Source organism: Tepidisphaeraceae bacterium (assembly GCA_035998445.1).
Classification (GTDB): domain Bacteria; phylum Planctomycetota; class Phycisphaerae; order Tepidisphaerales; family Tepidisphaeraceae; genus DASYHQ01.
Genome location: DASYHQ010000014.1, coordinates 41388 through 65303 on the forward strand (window position 1 = coordinate 41388; position 23916 = coordinate 65303).

Below are 23916 nucleotides of genomic sequence, written 5' to 3' on the forward strand. Positions count from 1 at the left end.
GTCCTAAGCAATTCCATTGCGGCTGCGCCGCACCGAGACGCAGGCGTCGCCACTACGGTCTTGAGAGCCGCATTGGTCGCAATCCTCTTGCTGGCCGTCGCCGGTTGCGGTTATAGCGCCGGCGTATCGAACGCGGGCGCTGGCGAATCGTCGTCGGAAGGCTATCAGTGGAAGTCGCTCTACCGGCCGGGCATCAACACCATCGCGATCAGCGTCTTCACGTCGCGCGAGTTTCGGCGGTACGACGAGATTCGATTCACGCACGCGGTCGCCAAGCAGATCGAAGCGTACACCCCGTACAAACTGGCCTCGCGCGACGTGGCCGACTCGGTGCTGGAAGGACAGATCCGCTTCATCAGACAGCCGGTGCTCAGCTCGTCCGCCAACGGCGGCGTGCCGAACGAGCAGTTGTACGAGATGGGGGTCGACTTCACGTGGAAGGACTTGCGCACCGGCAAGATCATCGCGTCGCGCACCGTCTTCGATCAGACGACCGCCTACTACCCCACCCTTGGCGAAAGCTCCTTCGTCGGCGCCCAAACCGCCGCCGAGCGATTGGCGCTGGCGGTGGTGCAGCAGTTGGAAGCGGATTGGTGATGGTCGGGCCCCTCCGGTCCCTCTCCCGGTACTCCGGGAGAGGCTAGGTGAGGGTGATCCTAGACAGCGGACCGCCCACGAATGGGCACGAAGCAGCACGAATAAGAAAGACATGTTACCGATTCCCCTTCGTGATCCTTCGTGCCCATTCATAGGCGGTCCGAGGTTTGGAATCACCCGCACCTAGCCTCTCCCAGGAGTACATGGGAGAGGGACCGGAGGGTGATTCGCACAGCACCAGCAAAACTCGCGAGAAGGACCGCGCAACATGACCGACCGCAAACTCAAATGGGGCATTCTCGGCACCGGCAACATCGCACGGCAGTTCGCTGCGGGCGTGAACGCGTCGCGCCGCGGGGCGCTGGCCGTCGTGGGATCACGAACGCAGGAAGCGGCCCAGTCGTTCGCCGCGGCGCAGAAGGTGGCGACGGCGGTGGGATCGTACGAAGCGGTGCTGTCGCGCGACGATGTGGATGCCCTCTACGTGTCGCTGCCGAACTCGATGCACAAGGAGTGGACGCTGCGCGCCTTGGCCGCCGGCAAGCACGTGCTGTGCGAGAAGCCGTTCGCGTTGAACACCGCCGATACCGAAGAGATGTTTGACGCCGCCGAGCGCGCGGGACGGGTGCTCGTGGAAGCGTTCATGTACCGCTCGCACCCGCTCACGCACGCGGTGATGAAGACGATCCAGTCGGGCGAGATCGGCGAGGTTCGCCTGATCCGCACCAGCTTCTGCTACCGCACCACCAAGATCGACGGCAACGTGCGCTTCGCCCCGACGCTGGGTGGCGGCGTACTGATGGACGTCGGGTGCTACTGCATCAGCCTGGCCCGCCACATCTGCGGCGCCGAACCGGTCGCCGTCCACGCGTTCGGACACAAGCACGCCAGCGGCGTCGATGATCAGGTGGCCGGCAGTTTGATCTTCCCCGGTGGCGTGATGTCGACGTTCACCTGTTCCATGATCGCCCAGGCCGACAACACCGCCTCCATTTGCGGCAGCGAGGGGTACATCGAAATCCCCGTCCCCTGGAAGCCACCGACCGTGAAGGCAAAGTACGTCGTGGGTCATGGCATTCCACCGAAGCAGGACCAGCCGGCAAAGGTGGCGAGCGTGCAACCGCGGCAAACGTTCGAGGTGGACGCAGGCGGTGAACTGTACGGGTTGGAAGCCGACGATTTCGCCGCGACTGTGTTCGATGGCAAGCCGCCAACGGTCAGCCGCGCGGACACGGTCGGGAACATGCGCGTGATCGACGAGATGCGGCGGCAGATTGGGATTCAGTTCTAGCGGCAAGACGTAGCGCCCGTGTTGTCATCCCGAAGGGAGCGGTAGCGACCTGAGGGATCTCCCACCGGCGTCAATCGTTTGTCATTCGAGATCCCTCGGGTCGCTACCGCTCCCCTCGGGATGACAGCTTGAGCATTGCGCGGGGATTTCTTCCGCTAGCCTTAGGCTCCGCTCATGAGGGGGACAACTGTCACGCCTTCGAGAGACGGACCTTCTCGCCTACAATCCTCCCCATGAAAGTCCTGATGCACACCGGCGGTATGGCGGTCACCAATTGTTTCTTGGTGGCCGACGAGAACACGAAGCAGGCCGTCCTGTTCGACGCGCCGGACCACACGGTCGCCCCGCTACTCGATGAAGTGGCGAAGAACGGCTGGGACCTGATCGGCCTCTGGCTGACGCACGGCCACTTCGATCACGTCGCCGATCATGCGCTGGTGACGGAACGCTTTCCCACTGCGAAGGTACTCATCCATCCACTAGACGAACCGAAACTGCTGCGGCCCGGCGCCAGTTTCTTCACACTGCCGTTCGAGATCGCGGCGCGCAAGGCGGATGGGTACGTGGAGGACGGGCAGGAACTGGCGATCGGGGCGATCGCGGTGCGGGTGATGTTTACGCCGGGGCATGCGCCCGGACACGTCTCGTACTACCTGCCGGCAGAGAATTTGCTGATCGGCGGTGACCTCATCATCGGTGGCGCCGTCGGCCGGACGGATTTGCCCGATTCGAACTTCGCCGACCTGGTGAAGTCGGTCGGCCGCGTGATGGCGCTGCCACCAGACACGCGCCTGATGCCGGGTCATGGCGAGCCCGCGACGCTGGCCGAGGAACGGCAGACCAATGACTACGTCAACATGCTGCTGGAGCGTGGAGCGCCGTAAGGGGAAGAAACATTTGTCGCTACCGCTACGACCGTGGCGTGGGCGTCTCGCCCATGCTTGTGGATTGGAACGAGGAACATCATTTTGGGCTAGTTGCTTCGGCCGCGCAGTACGAGCAAATGAAACGGTCCGGCATAACCACACGCATGGGCGAGACGCCCATGCCACGGTATTAAGCGTTGCCGCGCCCCTTCACCGGCGTGCCGCCCATGATTAAACCCGTCGCGATCAGCAGCAGTCCCAAGCCGCTGGCGAACAGGCCGTGGCGCGGGTGCAGGAAGATCTGCGCCAGCCGACCGCTGCGAGATTGGTACGGCGGCAGCGGTTCGGGTGGCACGACGGCGGTCAGCAGGAAGGGGCTCATCTCGTCCTTCGTCGACCGCTTCAGATCGAGCACGGCGGTGCCTTGGCGGTATTGGTTCAGCTGACGTTGGGCCAGGCGCTCGGCCATGTTGGGGTCGCGCGCAATGTGGCGTAGGAACTGTTCGTTCACTTCCACTTGGCGCGTGACCGATTCGAAGTCGCGATCGAGCATTTCCCGTTCCCAAGCCAGTCGGCGGTTGGCGTCGGTCTGAGGGATGATGAGGCTGCAGGCGACGATCGCCAGCCCGCCGCAAAGCGTGGGGATGGTCCACCACCCACCGCGCGACGCGACCGCCGCCGGCACGACGGCGATCGCCGGCGCTTGGGCAACCTTCATCACGCTGGCGGGCTCAATTTGCGGGTCGCTCAGGCTTGGAAATCGTTCGATGCCGCCGGCGTGCGATGCAGTTGCCTCGGCCGCGGCCAGTTCCTCTTCATCGGCGGTAGCTTCGGCGTCGTCGGTTGAGTCTTCGACCGACTGTCCGCTCTGGAAGTTCACCGCCGGCGTCAGCAACGCTTCGGGGGCGGCGATCAGTGGCTTGGCGATCTCCGACGCATCGGTGCTCGCCTGCGGCGCATCATCGGTCTCGATCGACGCCCACGGCGTGGCATCGACGTCGGCGGCCGTCAGGGTCGCGCGGTCGTCGGCCTCTTCGTCTTCCTCGTCCTCGGCCAGCGCCTGATCGGCTTCCTCGGCCTCGTCGTCGTCAGTCGCGTCGTCCTCATCCGATTCCTCGGACTCGTCCGACTCATCGATCTCATCGTCCTCGTCGGTGGCCTCTACGTCGGCCGCGTCTAACTCGTCGGGCGCGATGGCCTCGGCGAGGTTTTGGTTCTCGGTTTCGTCCAGTTCGTTCGCGTCGCTTGCGCCGTCCTTGGCCATCGCGTCTCCTGTTGCTCGCTGGACGTGGAAACGAAGACGCGAAGGGAAGAATCAGGTGGCTGGTCTTCCCTTCGCGTCCGGTCCGTGTCCTTTGAGAAAAAGACGGTGGGCAAGCCCACCGCTATTTATTTGCGCCAGAACGAGCCGCCGTACACGGCCTGCTCGCCCAGCTGTTCCTCGATGCGGATCAGCTGGTTGTACTTGGCGACCCGGTCGGATCGTGCGGGCGCGCCCGTCTTGATCTGACCGCAGTTGGTCGCCACTGCAATATCGGCAATCGTGCTGTCTTCGGTTTCGCCCGAACGGTGAGAAAGCACCGCGGTGTAACCGTTCCTTATCGCCAGGTTCACGGCCGCCAGCGTTTCGCTGAGCGTGCCGATCTGGTTCACCTTCACCAGGATGCTGTTGGCGGTGCCGGTGCTGATGCCCTTCTCAAGGAACTTGCTGTTGGTGACGAAGAGGTCGTCACCGACCAGCTGCACCTTCTTGCCGACGCGGTCGGTGAAGAGTTTCCAGCCCGCCCAGTCGTTCTCGGCAAAACCATCTTCAATAGAACGAATTGGGTATTTTTCGACCCACTTTTGCCAATAATCGGCCATCTGTTCGCTGGACATGATCTTGTCCGGCGCGCTCTTGAAGAACTTGTAGCCGCCCTTCTCCTTGTCCCACAGTTCACTGGCCGCGGGGTCGAGCGCGACGAAGACCTGCTTGCCGAACTCGTAGCCGGCGGCCGTCACGGCTTCGCCGATCACCTTCAGCGCGTCCTCGTTGTCCTTCAGGTCGGGGGCAAAGCCACCCTCGTCACCCACCGCGGTGCTGAGGCCGGCCTTGTGCAGGACCTTCTTCAGGGCGTGGTAGATCTCGACGCCGGCGCGCAGGCCTTCGCTGAAGCTGTCGAAGCCCCAGGGCTGGATCATGAATTCCTGGAAGTCGACGTTGTTGTCGGCGTGCTTGCCACCGTTCAGGATGTTCATCATCGGCACGGGCAACGTGCGGGCGCCCGGTCCACCCAGATAGCGGTACAGCGGCAGACCCGAGGCCTCCGCGGCGGCCTTGGCGACCGCCAGCGACACGCCCAGGATGGCGTTAGCGCCAAGTTTTGCCTTATTTGGGGTGCCGTCCAGGTCGATCATCAGTTGGTCGATGGCCTCTTGGTCGCGCGGGTCCAAGCCGATCAGCTCAGGCGCGATCTTGCTGTTGACGTTCTCGACCGCCTTGGTGACACCTTTGCCGACGTAGGTCTTTTTGTCGTCGTCGCGCAGCTCGACGGCCTCGTGCTCACCGGTGCTGGCGCCACTGGGGACCGCGGCGCGACCGATCGTGCCGTCCTCAAGGACGACGTCGACCTCGACGGTCGGATTGCCGCGCGAGTCGAGAACTTGACGGCCCTGGATGAATTCGATGTTGACGCTCATGATGCCTGCCTTTTTGTTATCGGACGATCGGACTTTGGAACTCCAGCGAGTCGCAAAGCTTATTCGGGCGCGTTAGACTGTCAACGGTAGGCGGGCCCGGCCGTAACTGTAATCGCATGCCGAACTTGTTCATCCAGATTCCCTCCGCCCACAACGTGAAGATCGTCCCCGCCGAGGGGCGGCCGCTCGGCGTGGGGCGCCTGAAGGACAACAACGTCGTGTTGAACGACGACCAGGTCAGCCGCTACCACTGCGTGATCGAAAAGCGCGGCCCCGGCTTGTTCGTGCGCGACCTCAAGTCGCGCAACGGCACGTTCGTGAACGGCGAGCGCGTCAGCACCGACCTGAAGCTGCTGCTGGCCGGCGACGTCCTTCGCGTGGGTGCCGCGGTGCTCTGGATCTTGGACGAGGACAGCGACGCCCCGCCGGAGGACGTCGAGGCGCTGAGCGAGGACGACATCGTCGAGGACTCCATCACCGTCGACGAGGCGATGGCCAACGATTTGCTGTCGCTCGACGACGTCGTCGACGACCAGGGCCCCCTTCTGGTCGGTCAGTTCACAACCGATTCGGTCGGCACGCTCACCGAGATCGTCAACGCGCTGCCCGAGCCACGGCTGAGCCATACGATGGTTGCGCTCATCAATGCCCGGCGGCAGGTCGTGCACCCCACCGGCCCGTCCCGCGGGCAAGGTCGCACCGATGCGGTCGAGACGTTGCGCCTCGTGCTGCTCATCTGCCTGCGCAACCGCGCGACCGATATCCATCTGGAACCGAAACAGGGCCAGTACCAGATCCGCATCCGCGTCGACGGCGTGATGGTCGAACTGGTCCGCATCGACGAAGCCCTGGGCGTACGGCTGGCGGCGCTGGTGAAGATCCTGAGCGACATCGATATCGCCCAGCGCAACACCGTGCAGGAAGGCCACTTCTCGGCCCAGGTGCCCACCGTCAAGGGCAGCAGGTTGCTGTCGGCGCCGCACCACGTCGATTACCGCGTGAGCTTCGCGCCGGCGATGCACGGGCAGAAACTGGTCGTCCGCATTCTGGACACCACCAACGCCCCGCTGCGCCTTCCTGACCTTCAGATGCCGTCGGACATGGAATCGGTGCTGGCCAAGGCCATCCAGCGCGAGGCGGGCATGGTGCTGGTCTGTGGGCCGACCGGGTCGGGCAAGACGACGTCGCTTTACGCGCTAATGCGCAGCATCGACACCTCGGCGTTGAACGTCGTTACGATCGAGGACCCGATCGAAATCGAACTACCGTCGGTCACGCAGATCCCGGTCGATGAAGCCAACGGCAAGAGCTTCAGCGTCCTGCTGCGTTCGCTGTTGCGCCAAGACCCGGACGTGATGCTCGTCGGTGAGGTGCGCGACCCCGAAACCGCCCGCATCGCCATGCAGGCCGCCATCACGGGTCACCTGGTCTTTTCAACCGTACACACGAAGGACAGCGTCGGTTCGATCTTCCGCCTGCTGGATCTGGGCGTCGAACCGTACCTGGTCGCGCAAAAAGCGCTGCACGTCGTGCTGTCGCAACGACTTGCGCGACAGCTCTGCCCGCATTGCAAGGTCGCGGCCCGCCCGGACGAGGCGCAGTACAAGGCGCTGGCGGATACGGTCGGGTCGGTCCAGCAGGTCTACGAGCCGCGCGGTTGCCTGAAGTGCCTGAACACCGGGTTTGCCGGTCGGCTGGCGTTCTTCGAGCTGCTGGTGGTCACCGATAAGCTGCGCGATTTGATCTTGAAGAAGCCCGGTTTGGAAGAAATTTACCAACTGCTCAGCGAGAGCGGGTTCCGCCGGCTGTCGCACAACGGGTACGAACTGGTGGCGTCGGGGCTGGCGTCGTTTGACGAAATCGAGCGGGCTGCTACCTTATAGATACCTGACAACGGGGAAAGCCGGTTGGCGTCGTAGGGGTTCCCACGTCCATCCGGGGGAGTCGAATTAACATGGTCGTATTTTGTTGGAATTGTGGGAAGCGTTTCGATGCGCCCGAGTCACTGGTTGGCAAGCGCGTGAAGTGTCGCGCCTGCGGCGAGGTCTTCGCCGTTGTGCAGAACGCCGATCAGTCGGACGACGCGCCGGACATGACGGCGGACGCCCTTGAGGGTCTCGCGGCCCCCGCCGCGCCGCGCGGCCTTACCGGTGCCCGCGCCGGTCGGCCAGTGCCGCAAGCGCCGGCAAACCCGTTCGACATGAGCGACGACGGCTTCGACGCCGACGACGCCAACCTGCGCGCCCCCCGCCCCAACACCCTGCCCGCCTACGCCGGCGCCGCACCGATCGATCGCTTCCTCCCGATCCTGCTCGTGCTGCTCAGCCTCGGCTGGACCTGTGCCGAGGCGATGAACGGCAATGAGATGGGGTTGATGTGGGTCTCGGGGCTGCGCCTGGGCCTCTTCTGGCTGCTGTACGCAATTGTTGTCTGGCCGCTCGTGCGCCTCGGTGGGTTGAAGGGCAACGACAAGGCCAACGTCGAACCGCCCGAGAGCAACACGTGGCGCGTCTTCGCGGCCTTTTCGTTCCCCACGGCGCTGGCGTACATCCTCTGGTCGATCAACGGTGGCATCGGCACGTTCATCTCCGGACTGGCCGTCGGCACGGCGATCGGGCTGGCGGTGCATTTCATCCTGCAACGACTGACGCCCAACGAGGGCATCAAGGCGCTGCCCATCGTGGGCGGTTGGTACGTTGGCGCGGTGGTGGCGGGCACGATGTTCTTCATCGGTCTGAACTTCGCGACGCAGACCGTCATGACCGCTGCGGAAAACGCCCACGAGTACGCGACCAGCCCCTTGGGTCAGTACATGCCTTGGAGCCCGCCACCCGCCCGGACCGATCCGCGGGAATTGGCCCTGCGTTCAACGCCGCCAACTAACCCCAACTCGCGTGCCAGCACGCGCAGCACCGAGGCAGGCGTTCCCGCATCGACCGATGCACAGCCGGCCCCCGTCGCTCCGCCAGACGGCACCACCGTCGGCGGGGCTATCGCCGCGCCGGTGCCTGCGACGCAACCGGTCGCCTCGGCGAACGCGGTGCCGGTACAGAGCGATCCGCCGGTCAACGCTGAACCCAAACCGCGCGATGGCCTGTTCGGCGGCACGTCCGACGCCGACCCCATGGCCGACCTGAACGCCAGCGTCGACGCCAACACGCGCACCGTTCCCGGTGTGCCGGTCCCGCAGGTGAAGTCGCCGCTGGTGGAGTCATCGCAACCGTTGGCGGACATGGGCAACTTCGACAGCGCCCGCTTTCCGCAATTGCCGAGCCGTCACGTCCTGGTCATGCACCACGTGGGCCTCGAGCGCGACGACCTGGAGATCTGGGACGTCGTGGACACCAAGAAGGTCGGCGACGCCACCTTCCGCAGGGAAGCAGGGATGGATCCCGGTTACGCCTTGTCGCCGTCGGGCAAGACGTTGGTTCGGCTGGCGAACTTCCCGTCGCTGTCGATGCACGTGTGGTCGGTGGACGAACAGCGGGTGACCCGCGTGATCCCGCTCCCCCCGGTTCTCGGCACGCCGTACACGGTCGGATTCTCCGAAGACAACCTCGTCTGGATCATGTGGGAGTCGGCCGGGTTGTACGGCCTGCAGAGTTGGGACATCACCACCGGCCAGCGCTTACGGCAACTGAACCTCATCGACTACGTGGCCGGCCCGAACAACTTCGCGATCAGCGCCGACGGCAAGACCGCGGCGTTCCTGCGCACCAACCGCAGCGAACAGGCCGAGCTGTCGCTCATGAACCTGAAGACGGGCATCGTCACCCGCCGGCTGCTGTTGGCCGGCATGAACCTGAACCCGGAGGCCAAGCCGACGGGCGTCGCGTTCTCTACTGATGGCACGAAGGTCGGGCTCGTGCTGGAGCATGGCGCGCAGGGCGTGCTGTTCGTCTGGAACGTGGCCGACGCCAAGCCCACCGGCCAATACATCCTGCCCGACCGCGAGGTGCTGCCCGCCGGCGTGCGCGGTCGGCCGGCGAACCAGTTGCAGTGGTTGCCCGACGGCGCGACCGTACTGTTCGGCGGCACGACGCTGATCGACGCCACCAGTGGCCGCATTCACGGCAATCTGGAAATGGGTAACCCCAGCGCCCAGCGCATGATCGACGCCGACACGCTTCTGCTGGCGCTGCCCGACCCCAAAGGTGCCAACCAGTTCGTCGGGAATCGCGCTGGAGCGCAGGTTCCCCTGCAAATGCACCGCGTAAAGCTGAAGCTGCCCACGAAGACGCCGTAGTCGAGTATTGGCAGAAGCGGTTGCAAGGATCCTGCTTTTTCGCCGCAGCAGCGCAGTTCCGCGATTGTCCGTCAAGCAGGACCGCAGAGCTACGCTCCTGCGGCGTAAACGGGGCTCGAAAGAACCGTTTCTGAACCTACCTCCTTGTTATGCAAACCGTCCGCTTCGCCATCCTGCACCACACCGGCGTCGTGGAGCCGCACTACGACATCCTGATCGAAGCCACGCCCGGCAGTGCCGCCCTGCGCACCTGGCGGTCAACCGCTTGGCCGCTCGTGAAGCCGACCGACCTCGTCCCCCTGCCCGACCATCGCAGCGCCTACCTGACTCACGAAGGCCCAGTCAGCGGCAACCGCGGCCACGTGACCCGCGTCGCCGGTGGCGAATGCGTCGTCACCATGTCCGATGAATCCCAACTGCTCGTTCGCCTGCCCGACGGCAGCGCGATCAACCTGATCCAGATCGAACCGACCCACTGGAAGGGCCTTCCGCTGCCTGCAACACCGTCCGCGAGCGCTCGAAGTTGAGACGTGGGAACGCGCACGGTCATGCTGCGGCGTTCGCGTACACAGAGGAAAGGAAACTGGCCGCTGAAGCGGCGAGTCCGGCCGGCAGGATGCGCGACCATTCGGTTTGCGGGCGACCGGGCTAACGGGCTATACTCAAGCCCCGCTCCCCGGAGGAGTGGCAGAGTGGTCGATTGCGCCAGTCTTGAAAACTGGTGGGCCTGAATAAGGTCCCCTGGGTTCGAATCCCAGCTCCTCCGTTATCGCATTCGCTGATTCCCGGACGCACACTTCGGAAAACAAAAAGGCCGCCTTGGCAGTGACGCCAAGGCGGCCTCTTTTGTACTCGTAATCGCTGCTCGCTATGGGCGAACAGGAACGGCCGAGGTAACTGAGTGCCTCACTGGTTTTAGCCGCGACCACCGCGACGTTTGCCGCGTTGGTTGCGATTTTCACCGCCGCCACCGCCACTGCTCTTGGGCTCGGCCTTGCCACCGCCACCACTACGACGGTTGCCACCGCCGCTGGAACTGCCGGCACTACCCGAGCGCCCGCCGCCCGAGCGTTCTCCGCTGGACGGTCCACCACCACTCGGTCGTCCACCACCCCCGCCCGAGCGACTACCGCCACCACCGGAACGACCGCCACCCGATCGTCCACCGCCGCCGCCACTTGGGTGGCCACCGCCACCGCCACCGCCACCGCCTGAGCGTCCACCACCCCCGCCCGATCGACCGCCACCACTGCCACCACGCCCACCGCCACCGCGGGCGTTGCCGCCCTTCCTGCCGGGTTTAGCTTGGGGAACGGATTCCTGGTGGCCGCTCTTGGCGATCACCTTGGTGATCTGCAGGTCCAGTTCGCGGCGGGCGACGTCGACGCGGGCGATGCGCGCGATGCACGTGTCGCCGATGCCGATCTTCTTGCCCGTGCGTTGGCCGCGGATGAAGCCGCCGCGCTCATCGACGTCCCACCAGTCGTCCATCAGGTTTTCGTAGCGGATCAACCCGTCGATCAGGTACTTGCGCAGCTGGACGAAGATGCCGAAGTTGGTGATGCCGGTGATGACGCCGTCGAACTCCTCGCCGATGTGCTTCGTCATCAGTTCAAGCACCTTCACCTGCCGCAGCTCGCGCTCGGCGGCCTCGGCCTGGCGTTCGGTGAAGCTGATGTGCTTGCCCAGGTCGACGAGGTCGCCGAACGAGGGGGCGTCCTTCATCACGATCTTCTTCTTGCGCGTGCCCTTGGCCGTGTTGCGGTTGGCGAAGTACAGGTCGAGCAGGCGGTGGATCGTCAGGTCGGCGTAGCGACGGATCGGGCTGGTGAAGTGCCCGTACTGCTCGCTGGCCAGCGCGAAGTGACCGATCGGCTTCGGTGAATATTCGGCCCGCGTGAGGCTCTTCAGGATCGCGAGGTTGATCGCGAACCCTTCCGGGCGGCCCTTCACCTGTTCCAGCAGGTTCTGGATCGCCTTGCGATCGAGTTCCTTGGGCAGCTTGAAGCCGGCCACCTGCACGAACTGGCGCAAACGGTCGTTGTTCTGCATTTCCGGTGCCGGGTGCGTGCGGCGCAGGAACGGCACGCCGAGCGAGTTCAGCAATCTCGCGACGGCCTCGTTGGCCTCGACCATGAACATCTCGATCAGCGTGTGCGTGAAGGCGTCGTCCTCCTCCACCGCGTCGATGACCTTGCCGTCCTCGTCCAGCACCAGGTTGATGTCGGGCAGGTCCAGCACGATCTGCCCCTGCGCCCGGCGGCGGGCCTGCAGACGTTTGGCCAGGTCGTTCATGTCGTGGACGAGATCGATCACCGCATCGTCGTAGTCGCTGAGCTTACGGTCGCCGTCCGGGTGCGGGATGACGGCCTTCTGGTCGATGATCGCCTGCGCCTCGATGTACCGTAGGCGCAGGTTCGAGTGGATGATCGTGTTGGCGAACTTCGTGCGGATCGGCTTGGCGTTTTCGTCGTAGGTGATGAACGCGCTCTTGCACAGGCGCGGCACGCCCTCCTGCAGGCTGCAAACACCGTTGGACAGAATCTCGGGCAGCATCGGGATGACGTGGCCGGGAAAGTAACAGCTGTTGCCACGCTTGCGGGCTTCCTCGTCCAGCGCGGTGCCGATCGGCACGAAGTGCGAGACGTCGGCGATGTGAACGCCCAGCTCCCAGTTGCCGTCGGGCAGCTGGCGAAGGCTGATCGCGTCGTCGTAGTCCTTGGCATCCGGCGGGTCGATCGTGCAGACGATCTGGTCGGTGATGTCCAGCCGATGCTCGCGTTCTGAATCGGGGTCAAACGTGTCGAGCGCCTCGCGCGCCTGGGCCTTCACCTCGTCGGGGAAGTCGCCGGGCAGGTTGTATTGGACGATGACGCTCTTAAGGTCCACGTCCTTCTCGCCCGCCTCGCCGAGCACGTCGGTGATGACGCCCTGGGCGGGCGCGTTCTGGTCGGGATAAGTGGTGAGCTCGACGACGACCTTCGTGCCCACGCGAATGTGCCGGCTGGCGGCGTCGGGGGTCAGGATGGGCTCGGTGATCATGTTCCCGTCCGGGAAGACGACCCACGTGGTCCCCTGCTTTTGCAGCGAGCCGACGAACTTCTTCTGCGTGCGGGTGACGATCTCGGAGATGCGCCCGCTGAAGATCGCCTTACCGTCGCGGTTGCCCCGGCTGGTGATCGTGGCGCGCACGACGTCGCCGGTGATCGCGCCACCGTTGCTGCCCTCGGGGATGAACAGGTCTTCATGGCCCGACGGGTCGGTCGGCACGACGAAGCCGAACCCGCGCTTGTTGTGGCGGTACGACCCGGTGACCTCGTTGACGCTCGTGGTCTGCATCGGCAGCAGGATCGAGCCGCGCACGCCCTTCACCACGCGTCCCATGTGCATCAGCTCACGCAGCGCTTCCCGGAACGCGGGCATCTGGTCTTTGTCGCTGACGTTCATCGCCTTGGCGAGGCTGCGCTCGGCCTGGGGCTTGTAACCCTGGGTGCCAAGCTTGGCGAGAATTTCGGATTTCAGTTGTTCGGACATGGTTGTGTTAATTCGAATGCTTTCGATTGTGTGGCGTCATCGTGCGCCCTGGGCCCCATCCCTTACGTCACCGGACTGGCCGCTTCAGCGGCCAGTATTCTCGAAGGTCCGGGCGATTCTGTCACGCCACATGGTTCCGGTAAACGCTTTAAAATGCGGATGAATCGGCAATCGGTGGGTCGGGACGAAAACCCACGTGCGAGAATCGACGGCAGAGCAAGCGGGTGTGACGAACGCGCGTAACTGGCTCCAATTCCTCCCCGATGATATGCCAGCCACGCCACAAAGCCAAGCGGCGTGCCCACGCGCAGGCGCGCCGCGAGCGTCGGACGCCAGTCCAAGGCACGGCAGATCGCCTGCTGGGGAAACGTTTTCGGATGAGCTGGCGATAATCAAAGCGCCCGTCGGCGACGCCCGCCGAGCAGCGCGACCGCCGACAGGCCGATGATCGCAAGCGCCGTCGGCTCGGGCACGAGCGTGCCTATCTGGACCGCAAAGTTGTCGAAGTACGCGTCACCGAAGCTGGTCGAGTAGCCGTTGCCGCGCGCGCCGAACGAGACGAGCAGGCTGTCGGCGTTCCAATCGCCTTTCACGACATCGTCGAGAATCGCTACTTCCGTTGGGTTCCCATTGACGAAGGTGCCGAAGATCAACGCGTCGTTCGCCGCGACATACACGACGGCGAACTGGCCCGTGTTAGGCAGGGTGAGATCAAAGCCGCGGGGCGTGGGATCATCATTCGTACGACTGACGACGACGGTCGAGGTCGTCCCGAGGCCACTATAGCCGTAACCGATTGCCGCCGAATTGAACCCCGTCTCGTCGGTTCCGACACCGAACACCAACCCAAGCCCGCCACCGGGGGTGTCCAGCGTCGCCGCGGTGAAGATGTAGTCGATCGTGATCGCGAAGTCGGTCGCCGTCGACAGGCGGAAGCCTTGGGGACCGTCGCTGAGGTAGATCGCGTCGAAGTTCGGGCTATCCGGCGCGTTCGCCAGCACGTTCAACCGTCCGGAAGTTTCTGATACTGCTAGCGACGGGTCGTCGGCCACTTCAGACCACTGCGGCCCACGCACGTTGTCGTCAAAGTTATCGACGTAAACGGCCGCCTGTGCCGCGCAGGGTACGAGAGAAAACGCAACGGCCGCGATGGTCAGGACGATCTTCAAGCGGGCTCTCCAGTTAAGTGGTCATAGATGTACCGGGTTCCGGCGACGAAGCAAGTTAAGATTTGCCGCGACGCCTGTGGCGGTGCCGTGCGACGTGCAGGGGCAGGCGAACTGCGCCTTTGGTGTGGGTGGTAACGAGTGAGATGGGTTGTGACCAGCAGCCGGCCAACGGACGTGGCACGGGTTTTCAACCCGTGTCCTGCATAGGGTGAATGCCAAAAACACGGGTTGAAAACCCGTACCACAGTTCGACAGCAGTGCACGTCGCTTGTTTGAAACAGCTTCTAAGCCACGAAAGGCGTTAGGACCGCCGCGACAGATCTCACTCACCCCTCGACCACGCTCTTCTCGATCGGTTCGACGGTGACGCCGCGCGAGCGCAGGAAGGCGATGGCGTCGGTGACGTCCTGCTCGTCGCCGGTCAGCAGGACGGCCATGATGCCGATCTCGTTCTGCACGCTGGCCTGCCTTATGTCAAACGACACGTCGGGGAACTTGCGGCTCATCTCCCAGATGATCGGCTGCTCGACCTGCTTCCGCGACGGGAACGTGAACCAGCAGCGTTTGGCGGTGTTCATACGGCCGATCATAGATCGCCCCCCCGCGGGGTCAATCGATCGCCCCGCCTCGCCCCCGTTCTTACGGCAGCTGGACCGGCTCCCATTCACAGCAGATCAGCAGCCGGATCGTGAAGACCATGACCACCGCCCGCTTGCCATCCAACGCCCCCTTGCCCGCCAGCGACCTGAGGATGTTCGGTGCTTTGCCACCGTAGATGGCCGACGACTCCACCTTCAAGCCCAGTTCATTCATGATGAGTTGGGAGATTGACGCGCCCTCCTCCACGAACTGCGCCGCGAAGCTGTCGCCGATGACGAGGACGGGGGCCTCATTGCCCGGCAAAAGCGGCGCGTCGGCATCGATCAACTGAAGGTGGCGTTCCTGAACGGTACCCGCAGCGGGGTCGCCATCGATGACGTAGTGCGCCAGATCACCCGTTCGCCGGTGCGGCACCCACCGCGTCGCAAACGTGTCGGCCGGCGGCAGGTTCGGGTCGGCCGTCTGCAGTTCAGAGGCGATCCGGCTCGCCGCGAGACGCATGGCCGCCTGCGACCAGTGCGTCTCCTGGGCAAAGTAGACGGGCTCGGTCGCCTTCAGTTGCCAGAGCGCATCGGTGAGGTCCAGCACGTTCACCCCACCGTCCCGCAGCGACTGAATCCAGCGCCCGTGGTCGACGTTCAGGTTCGGCCCCTTCGCGAGGTCGTACGCCGGGTCGACCATTTCCGGATAGATTGACGCCTTTGCCGGCACGGGCACGATTAGCAGTTGAATGCCGCGCGCGCGCAACTGGCGCGACAGGTCCGCCATGGCGTCGGCGGCCCGAATGCCGCGATCGAGCCGCGCGTTCAGAAAGCCCGCCGACCGCGTGACGTGATAGTCGACACCGTTAAAGACAAAGTTGCCGACGCCCTCCCGCGTCTCCGGACTCTCGACGCGCAACTGCTTGACCGGTACCCCGTTCACCAGCGCCCGCGCCGCCACCGCCGGCAGGAAGCGCACGTTCGTGTCTTCCTCAAGCGCCCGTGGGACGCGCGCGATCGGTTCGTCGCGCCACATGCCGCGCCATCGCGCGGCATCGGCCTGGTCTACGCCGTACAGCAGATGAAACGTCCCGGGCACGAACAGCAACGGTAGCAGGCAACCGACCATGACGACGGGCAACCATCGCATCGCACGGCGGCGGGCGTGCTTCGAGCTAGCTGGTGAGATGCTTCGCATGATGGTGTTCGGCCCCCGAGATGACCCTAAAACTGGAAGTACAGGAACGGCGTCGACGACCGCACGGCCAGCACGACGATCGACACGCAAAACAAGCCTATTGCAACCGCGCATCGCGGCAGCGTCAATCGTCGCGAGACGCGCCAGGCCTCAACCCCGCCGAACGAGATCAACGCTGCTGCGACCATCGCGAGGGTGACGGGCAGCGTGAACAGTTCGCTCAGAGCGCCCGTAGGCGACGTCTGCGAGAACGGCACCAGCATGCTCTCCAACCGGCTGATGGCCATCCAGACATCGCCGGCCCGGAAGAACACCCACCCCACGCAAACGCCCAGGAACGTCGCGACCGTGCGGACGACCACCAACCCGCGCCGCGGTGGCCGGGCCGCGCCGGTGGCGCGTTCGATCGCGAGCCACGTGCCGTGGAACGCGCCCCAGAGGATGAACGTCATGCCCGCCCCGTGCCACAGTCCACCGATGAGCATCGTCAGCAGCAGGTTGACGTACGTGCGATACTCGCCCCTGCGGTTGCCGCCGAGCGAGATGTAGATGTAATCGCGCAGCCAGCGGGATAGCGTCATGTGCCAGCGACGCCAGAAGTCGGTGATGCTGGTCGCGCGGTACGGCGAATCAAAGTTGCGCGGGAACCGGAAGCCGAACATCATCGCCAGCCCCATCGCCATGTCGGTGTAGCCGGAGAAGTCGAAGTAGATCTGAAACGCGAACGCGATGGCCGCGTACCACGCGTGGTGCCAGCTGATCAGACCGGCCTCGAACGCCACGTCGACCGAAGGCCCGATCGTGTCGGCGATCAGCACCTTCTTGGCTAGCCCCAGCGACATCAGCACCGCCCCCTTGGCGAACCGCGTCAACCCCAGCCGCGGGCGATGCAGTTGATCTTCCAGTTCCTGATAGCGAATGATCGGCCCCGCCACCAGGTGCGGGAACTGCGACAGGTAGCAGGCAAACGCGACGAAGGCCCTTAGCTCCACGCGCAAGCGAGAGAGCAACGAGAGGCGCACCGGCGACAACGCCATTTCGCTTGCGCGTCCGCGATGCGCAGCGTCGGCACGCACTGCCTGCCGTCGCTCCCGCTCCTCATCCAGAAACCGCCCCACCGCCGGCCTGGCGTGCCCGCGGTAAATGTCGACGACGTAGCTGATCGATTCAAACGTGTAGAACGAGATGCCCGCCGGCAGCACGACCGCCAGTATGGTCCAGCCGGTGATGCCCCACAGGTCCAACGTGGCGTTCAGCATCTCCTGCGCGAAGCCGGCGTACTTGAACCAGACGAGCAACCCGATGCTGCTGGTCAGCGACATCACCAGCGCCACTCGCCGCACCCCCGGCGACGGCCCCTCCGCCCGCCGCGACCACGCGCCACCGATCACGTTGCCCATGCAGTAGTCAAACACCGCCGTCCAGAGCAGCAGCAGGACGAAGCGCGGGTCGCTCCAGGCGTAAAACGCGAAACTGAGCAACGTCAGGACGAGAATCCGCCCACCGCCGCGCGGCGAGGCGAAGTACAACAGCAGCGCCGCGGGCAGGAAGAAGAAAAGGAAGAGGATCGAGCTGAAGACCATGCGTTCCGCAATGCACGGCGGTCAAACTACCGGGCTTCAGCAAACGAGACGCCCTCGTACACGTCGGACAGCGACAGCGTCACGCCTGGGCCGGGAACAACGACCGAAGCCGTGAGGCCCGTCGCGATGGTCGACTGCCACGTCGCGTCGCTGCGGATGAAGATCTCGATCTTGGGTTGATGCTGCCATACGAGGGCATAAGCCACCAGCGAATCGATCTGCCGATAATGGTCCGCCTTCGTGCCGCGGTCGTAACGTTCGGTGGTCGGTGAGAGGACCTCGAACAGCACGGTGGGATTGACCGCGGTCGTTAGATCGGGATCTTCCGGGTCGAACTCGACGGGTTTGCAGTAGATGCTGACGTCCGGGTACGTGCGCAAACCGGTCCTCAGAATCGCAACCCGCAGGTTGGAATCCTGAACACGGCATGGCCCCTTACGCACGGCGTTCCACAACGTGGCACTCAGGTTTGTGATGATCAGGCTGTGGCCCGACGTCCCGCCTGACATGTCGTAGATCTCGCCCTCGTAGTAGTCGCTTTTGTACGCCGCGTCGTGTTCGAGCCGGTAGTACTCGGCTGGCGTAAATCGCTTTCTTACGAGTGGCAGTCCCATGTCCAAAGGGTAACGATGCGCAACGCGCCTGGCAATTCACCCAATAATCGGCGGATCGAACCGCAGCAACGCGTCAGCTCCCAATCACCCGCCCGCGATCGCCGGGACGATGCTGATCTCGTCGCCTTCCTTCACCGGCGTGTCGAGGTTCTGCATGAAGCGGATATCCTCCTCGTTCACGTAGATGTTGACGAAGCGGTTGAGCTGCGTCGGGCCCTTGAACAGGCGGGTCTCGATGCCGCTGGCCTTGGTCTTCAGGTCGTTCAGCACTTCACCGACGTTGGCGCCGTCGGCCTGTACGGCGTCGGCGCCGTTCGTGTACGTGCGTAGGGGGGAGGGGATGCGAACCTTGATGCTCATACCGGTTACCTTATCTGCCCTTCTTATCGGAATTGTCCGCAGCGCCACCCACGGGGCTGACGCGCATCGCTTCGAGAATCTCATCGAGTTGCAGCCGGCTGGGCTGCGTGTAGCTGAACCGTAGATACCGGTTGCCGCGACCCGTCTCAACGGCGACAGCATACTCGACCGGTTGCGCTTTGCGAAGACGCTCGACCGCATCGGCGACCTGCAGCTTCTGCCGCGGCTGCTTCACGTTCATTGCCCAGCTCGAGGTGACCTGCTGCACCGCGCTCAACTGATCCGAACCCGCATCGGGGTCGGCGGCGCGGTACCGGTCGGCGGCATCGGCCAGGCCGGCGATGATCAGGTCCGATGACGGGGCGGCCTTCAGCAGCAGCGCGTCGCGGAACGCGTAGATCGGCACGTTGTACGCCGTCCACTTCACGATCGCGTCGTCGAACTGCGCCTTGGCCACGGCATCGGGCAAGCTGCGGTCCTGCACCATTCGGTTCACCACCTTGCGGTTGTTGAACTCCGTGGCGATGCGCGTCATGGGTCGTGGCGCGCCGCGATAAATCGCGAGGACCTTCTCTGCCAGCTTTTCATCGTCAATCGTGCCCGGGATCGCCGACAGCAACTGCCAGCGGACGTAGGCGTCCTGCGCCGGGTCCTTGGCAACGGGTTTGGCGATGGCGCCCAGCACCTTCTCGGGCGTGAGCGCCGCTGGGGGTTGGCCCTCGAAGAAGTCGGCATCGGTGCGCAGCGACCCACCCTTTCTCGCCATGTCATACTCGGCCGACAGCTTGGCGACCGCGTCGGTGATCAACGCGTCGGCGGGGTCGGCCGCGGGCTTCTTCGGCTTCACCGGCGGGGCCTTCGGAGGCTTCGCCGTGGCCGCGGGTGGCTCGGTCTTAGGCGCAGTCGCATCATCGGCCGCGTGCGCCATCAGTGGCCACGACAGCACGACGGCCAGCAGCACCGCAGCGGAAGGACGTTTTTGTCGCATAACGATCCCCTTTTCGATGGTGACGATCTTACTCCGGTCCCTCTCCCATGTACTCATGGGAGGCTTAGCGAGGGTGATTTTGAGCTGCTCGCGTCGCCTGCAGTACGAAATCACCCTCACCTGACCTCTCCCGGAGTACCGGGAGAGGGACCGGATCACATGCGACGGCTTTCCGCGTTCTTGGCGTACTTGGCGGTTCAAAATCTTCGTTACACCAGCGCCGGCTCGCGCACGCCATTCGCTTCCAGCAGCCCGTCAAACTCGCTCAGCTTCGGCTCGATCACCACCGGATACGGCAAATCGTCGGCGACCACCTCCAGCGTCTTCAGGCCGTTGCCGGTGATGCTGACGACGATGCTCTCGTCGCGCGGGATGCGCCCCTGCTGGATCAGCTTGATCGCCGCCGCCAGCGTGGTGCCACCGGCCGGTTCGGTCCAGATGCCTTCGGTCTTGGCCAGCAGCTTGATCGCGTCGACGATCTCGCGGTCGGTCGCGCTCTCACCCCAGCCACCGCTGTCGCGCACCACGTTGGCGGCGTAGTAACCGTCGGCGGGGTTGCCGATCGCGATGCTCTTGGCGATCGTGTTGGGCTTTTGCGGCTCGATGATGTCGCTGCCCTTCTTGATCGCCGTCACCACCGGGTTGCAACCGGCCGCCTGCGCACTGTAAATCTTCGGCTTGTTGTCTTCGACGATGCCCAGCGTGATGAACTCCTGATACGCCTTGTAGATCTTGGGCAAAATCGTCCCACCGGCCGTCGGCACGACGGTGTGCTGCGGCAGTTGCCAGCCGAACTGCTCGGCAATCTCGAAGCCGTAGGTCTTGGCCCCTTCGGTGTAGTAGGGACGCAGGTTCACGTTCACGATCGCCCAGCCGTACTTGTCGGCAATCTCGGTACACAGGCGGTTCACGTCGTCGTAGTTGCCCTTAATGCGGACCATGGTCGGCCCGAAGATCAGGCTGCCCAGCACCTTCCCCTGTTCCAAATCGTGGGGGATCATCACGTAGCACTTCAGCCCCGCCTGCGCCGCGTGGGCGGCGGTGCTGTTGGCGAGGTTGCCCGTGCTGGCGCACCCCACCGTGTCAAACCCGAACTCGACCGCCTTGCTGATGGCGACCGACACCACGCGCTCCTTGTACGAGTACGTAGGATAGTTGCAGGAATCGTCCTTGATCCAGAGGTTGCTGCAACCCAGTTCCGTCGCCAGGCGGTCGGCCCGCTTCAACGGCGTGAAGCCGGAGTGGAACCCGGTCACCGGCCGATCGACCGGCAGCAGGTCCTTGTATCGCCAGAGGCTTTTCGGGCCGGCGGTGATCGACTCGCGCGTCACCTTGCCGCGCATGGCGTCGTAGTCGTACTCGACCTCGTACGGGCCGAAACACTGCTCGCACACGTGGACCGGCGACACCGCAACGCGGTGGCCGCACTCCTTGCACTTCAATCCGAGAACGTAGCTCATTGCTGTCCTGTCCTTTGTCCGTCGTCAGTTGTCCGTGGTGGATGAAGGTGGGGATGGCGACGGACGTTCGTTTCGCTGACGGCCCGCGGTCAACAGACCGAGGAACCTCGCAAAACGAAACGAGCCTCTTCCCGAATAAGAAGAGGCTCCATGCGGGCGCGAATGCCCGAGCGTCTTCTTATCTGCCCGGCGATCGTGTCCCCAAAAATTTCGGGGATCGCATCGCAGGCGGGAGTTAGCACCTATCCCGCGATCTCTCGCACGGACGGTTGCTGTGGCGTCGTCGGGCCCAACCCTCGACCACTCTGGATAAGAGCGAATATTCAGTTGTCGTACGCCCCGATTCTACGTCGCCGGCCGCGAGTGTCAATTCCATTCCCGGCAATCGGCCTCAGCCATTGGAGGTGGACGAGGACGTCAAAATGAATGTAACTGCCGATCAAATTAGTCGTTGCTGTAATGGCGCGGGTAACGCATACTTCCCTAACATATGGTTGCGTTCGCACCAATCGACGAGCCTCAGCCCCGCCCCACGCGTGTCCTGCTTTGCGATGACGCGCCGGTCGAGCGGCTGGCGCTGGCGCATTTACTGCGCCGCGAAGGCTTCGAGGTCGACGAGGCCGGTGACGGTGAGTCGGCCATCCAGCAACTGAAGCATCGCCAGATCGACGCCGTCCTGCTCGACCTGAACATGCCCGACGTCGACGGCTTCGGTGTGCTGAGCTACGTGCAGGAACACCGCCGCTCGCTGCCGGTCATCCTGCTCAGCGGCATGCCGCTCGACAGCATCCAACACAAGATTCACCTGTTGCCCGACCGCGCGCTTCCGCCGCTGCTATTGAAGCCGATCGACCCCGACCAACTGCTCGGCATTCTCGATCTGCAACTCAACGGCGAACTGCCCGCCGCCGGACCGGAAGGCGATTCCGTCTAGCCGCCATCGCTTCGCGCTGTTCGCTCTTCTCTCTTCTGTAGGACAGGCATTCCTGCCTGTTTCTCCCCCGGCATTTCTCCCCGTATTCCTCCGACTCTCTTTTGTGGCACAGGCATTCTTGCCTGTGTCTCTTCTGTCATTTCTTCTCTTGGTGGGACGCACATTCTTGTTTGTCTCTCTTTGCGCAAGCCTCGCGCTTCCACCAACAAAGAAGAGACGCGAAGACGCGAAGCCGCGAAGCAATCGCGAAGAGATGTCGCAACCTGCCGCCACGACGGCGGTATGGGTAAGGCAAAACGCAAATCCGTGCACCATTATGCACCATTTTGCACCATCGGTTGATGGCAATGGATTCCGGCCCCGTCCTCCGCACCGCCTATTCAATTATCAAAGAACGCGCTATCCATCTCTACGCCCGCGCTGCGCATTTCACATCGAATCGGCGCAACATCCTCGCTCTCCTTCGCGCCTTCTTCGCGCCTTCGCGTCTCTTCCTCCACCAAAACACCCACGGCCCACCCTCCACTTAAAGCCAAAACGCTTCTGCGCCATCGAATACAACCTCTCCGTAGATTCCCGCGCCCGCATAAGTACAATCCGAAATCAAACGTACCAAAGGCTCGGTCCATGGCTTCGGTCTGCTTCTACTTTCAGGTTCATCAACCCTTCCGGCTGCGTCGTTACAGCGTCTTCGATACCGACCGCCATTACTTCGACGACCACAAGAACGCCGAGATCTGCCGCAAGGTGGCGCACAAGTGCTACCTGCCGGCCAACCGGCTCATGCTGGAACTCATCCAGCAGCACGGCGGCAAGTTCCGCATCGCCTACTCGATCTCCGGCGTGGCGATGGAACAGTTCGAGCAGTTCGCCCCCGAGGTCATCGAAACCTTCCGCCAGCTGAACGACACCGGCTGCGTTGAATTTCTCGATGAGACGCACCACCACTCGCTGGGCTTCCTATACACGCGAGAAGAGTTCCGGGCACAGGTCGAGAAGCACCGCGAGAAGATCAAGTCGCTGTTCGGGCAGGAACCGCGCGTCTTCCGCAACACCGAGCTCATTTACAACAACGACTTGGCTCATTTCGTCAGCCACATGGGCTACGACGCGATTTTGGCTGAGGGTGTCGACAGCGTGCTGGGGTACCGCAGCCCGAACTACGTCTACCGCCCGCCGCACGCGCCGAAGCTGAAGCTGCTGCTGAAGAACTACCGCCTGAGCGACGACATCGCCTTCCGCTTCAGCAACCGCAGCTGGGAGCAGTGGCCATTGACGGCCGACAAGTTCGCGACGTGGGTCAACCAGATCAACGGCAACGGGTCGATCTGCAACCTGTTCATGGACTACGAAACGTTCGGCGAACACCAGTGGGCCGACACCGGCATTTTCGACTTCCTCGAACACCTGCCCGCCGCCATCCTCGCCACCAGCGGCAACGAGTTCCTCACGCCGTCGCAGGTCATCGATGCCTACGAGCCCGTCGGCGAGATCGACGTGCCCCACATGACCAGCTGGGCCGACACCGAGCGCGATCTGTCCGCCTGGCTCGGCAACGCCATGCAGTCCAACGCGCTGCACGAGCTGTACAAGCTGGAGGGCGCGATCAAGGAAAAGAACGACCCCCAGCTGATGGAAGACTGGCGCCGCTTAACCACCAGCGACCACTTTTATTACATGTGCACAAAGCACTGGTCCGACGGCGACGTCCACAAGTACTTCAGCCCGTACGAGAGCCCGTACGACAGCTACATCAATTTCATGAACGTCCTGGACAACGTCCAGACCCGCGTGCGCACCTAACGCTGGAGGCTTG

Annotated in this window: 19 protein-coding genes, 1 tRNA gene and 1 riboswitch; of the genes, 9 read left to right on the forward strand and 11 right to left on the reverse strand. The window is 63.7% G+C overall.

The features are described from left to right. The first annotated feature begins 72 nt into the window (after positions 1 to 72). The 3 genes from VGN72_05160 (at position 73) to VGN72_05170 (ending at position 2772) form a co-directional block, all read left to right on the forward strand. A complete protein-coding gene (locus VGN72_05160; protein ID HEV7298735.1) occupies positions 73 to 597 on the forward strand; it encodes a hypothetical protein in 525 nt (174 codons plus the stop codon). Between the two features lie 268 nt (positions 598 to 865). Beyond that, entirely contained in the window at positions 866 to 1888 is a 1023-nt protein-coding gene (locus VGN72_05165; GenBank protein ID HEV7298736.1) for a Gfo/Idh/MocA family oxidoreductase, read from the forward strand. Positions 1889 to 2121: 233 nt separating this feature from the next. After that, positions 2122 to 2772: an MBL fold metallo-hydrolase gene (locus VGN72_05170; GenBank protein ID HEV7298737.1), complete on the forward strand. Its 651-nt coding sequence runs from the start codon at positions 2122 to 2124 to the stop codon at positions 2770 to 2772. 172 nt (positions 2773 to 2944) lie between these two features. Here VGN72_05170 and VGN72_05175 read toward each other — a convergent pair whose 3' ends face one another. Continuing rightward, positions 2945 to 4018 carry a hypothetical protein gene (locus VGN72_05175; protein HEV7298738.1) on the reverse strand — a complete coding sequence of 358 codons (1074 nt, stop codon included), beginning with the start codon at positions 4016 to 4018 and terminating at the stop codon, positions 2945 to 2947. 125 nt (positions 4019 to 4143) lie between these two features. Further along, positions 4144 to 5433, reverse strand: coding sequence for a phosphopyruvate hydratase (gene eno, locus VGN72_05180; GenBank protein ID HEV7298739.1), 1290 nt, complete (start codon positions 5431 to 5433; stop codon positions 4144 to 4146). 116 nt (positions 5434 to 5549) lie between these two features. Between eno and VGN72_05185 the strand changes: the two genes are divergently transcribed. The 4 genes from VGN72_05185 (at position 5550) to VGN72_05200 (ending at position 10445) form a co-directional block, all read left to right on the forward strand. Continuing rightward, positions 5550 to 7316: an ATPase, T2SS/T4P/T4SS family gene (locus tag VGN72_05185; GenBank protein ID HEV7298740.1), complete on the forward strand. Its 1767-nt coding sequence runs from the start codon at positions 5550 to 5552 to the stop codon at positions 7314 to 7316. Positions 7317 to 7453: 137 nt separating this feature from the next. Further along, on the forward strand, positions 7454 to 9679 hold the full coding sequence (locus VGN72_05190) for a hypothetical protein (GenBank protein ID HEV7298741.1): 2226 nt from the start codon (positions 7454 to 7456) through the stop codon (positions 9677 to 9679). 149 nt (positions 9680 to 9828) lie between these two features. Next, positions 9829 to 10206: a hypothetical protein gene (locus VGN72_05195; GenBank protein ID HEV7298742.1), complete on the forward strand. Its 378-nt coding sequence runs from the start codon at positions 9829 to 9831 to the stop codon at positions 10204 to 10206. Between the two features lie 151 nt (positions 10207 to 10357). Then, positions 10358 to 10445 (forward strand) — tRNA-Ser (locus tag VGN72_05200). A 149-nt stretch (positions 10446 to 10594) separates the two neighbouring features. Here the strand turns inward: VGN72_05200 and rnr are convergent. From rnr to thrC, 9 genes are all read right to left on the reverse strand, one after another. Next, positions 10595 to 13213 carry a ribonuclease R gene (gene rnr, locus VGN72_05205; GenBank protein ID HEV7298743.1) on the reverse strand — a complete coding sequence of 873 codons (2619 nt, stop codon included), beginning with the start codon at positions 13211 to 13213 and terminating at the stop codon, positions 10595 to 10597. Between the two features lie 392 nt (positions 13214 to 13605). Beyond that, a complete protein-coding gene (locus VGN72_05210) occupies positions 13606 to 14382 on the reverse strand; it encodes a PEP-CTERM sorting domain-containing protein (protein ID HEV7298744.1) in 777 nt (258 codons plus the stop codon). A 326-nt stretch (positions 14383 to 14708) separates the two neighbouring features. Continuing rightward, positions 14709 to 14960, reverse strand: coding sequence for an NIL domain-containing protein (locus VGN72_05215; protein HEV7298745.1), 252 nt, complete (start codon positions 14958 to 14960; stop codon positions 14709 to 14711). A gap of 61 nt (positions 14961 to 15021) precedes the next feature. Continuing rightward, positions 15022 to 16161: a hypothetical protein gene (locus tag VGN72_05220; GenBank protein ID HEV7298746.1), complete on the reverse strand. Its 1140-nt coding sequence runs from the start codon at positions 16159 to 16161 to the stop codon at positions 15022 to 15024. Positions 16162 to 16187: 26 nt separating this feature from the next. After that, complete coding sequence (locus tag VGN72_05225; GenBank protein HEV7298747.1) at positions 16188 to 17744, reverse strand: MBOAT family protein; 1557 nt, start codon at positions 17742 to 17744, stop codon at positions 16188 to 16190. Positions 17745 to 17770: 26 nt separating this feature from the next. Continuing rightward, the gene (locus VGN72_05230) at positions 17771 to 18358 is read right to left on the reverse strand and encodes a Uma2 family endonuclease (protein ID HEV7298748.1); all 588 of its coding nucleotides are present in this window, start codon (positions 18356 to 18358) and stop codon (positions 17771 to 17773) included. Positions 18359 to 18442: 84 nt separating this feature from the next. After that, the gene (locus VGN72_05235; protein HEV7298749.1) at positions 18443 to 18718 is read right to left on the reverse strand and encodes a MoaD/ThiS family protein; all 276 of its coding nucleotides are present in this window, start codon (positions 18716 to 18718) and stop codon (positions 18443 to 18445) included. Between the two features lie 10 nt (positions 18719 to 18728). Next, positions 18729 to 19706: a hypothetical protein gene (locus tag VGN72_05240; GenBank protein ID HEV7298750.1), complete on the reverse strand. Its 978-nt coding sequence runs from the start codon at positions 19704 to 19706 to the stop codon at positions 18729 to 18731. 209 nt (positions 19707 to 19915) lie between these two features. After that, positions 19916 to 21166: a threonine synthase gene (gene thrC / locus VGN72_05245; protein ID HEV7298751.1), complete on the reverse strand. Its 1251-nt coding sequence runs from the start codon at positions 21164 to 21166 to the stop codon at positions 19916 to 19918. Between the two features lie 175 nt (positions 21167 to 21341). After that, positions 21342 to 21482: riboswitch (SAM riboswitch) on the reverse strand. A gap of 174 nt (positions 21483 to 21656) precedes the next feature. On the opposite strand from thrC, the gene VGN72_05250 reads away from it, so the two are divergent. Together VGN72_05250 and VGN72_05255 are read left to right on the forward strand one after the other, a co-directional pair. After that, on the forward strand, positions 21657 to 22100 hold the full coding sequence (locus tag VGN72_05250) for a response regulator (protein ID HEV7298752.1): 444 nt from the start codon (positions 21657 to 21659) through the stop codon (positions 22098 to 22100). Between the two features lie 627 nt (positions 22101 to 22727). Further along, positions 22728 to 23903 carry a glycoside hydrolase family 57 protein gene (locus VGN72_05255; GenBank protein HEV7298753.1) on the forward strand — a complete coding sequence of 392 codons (1176 nt, stop codon included), beginning with the start codon at positions 22728 to 22730 and terminating at the stop codon, positions 23901 to 23903. The last annotated feature ends 13 nt before the right edge of the window (positions 23904 to 23916 follow it).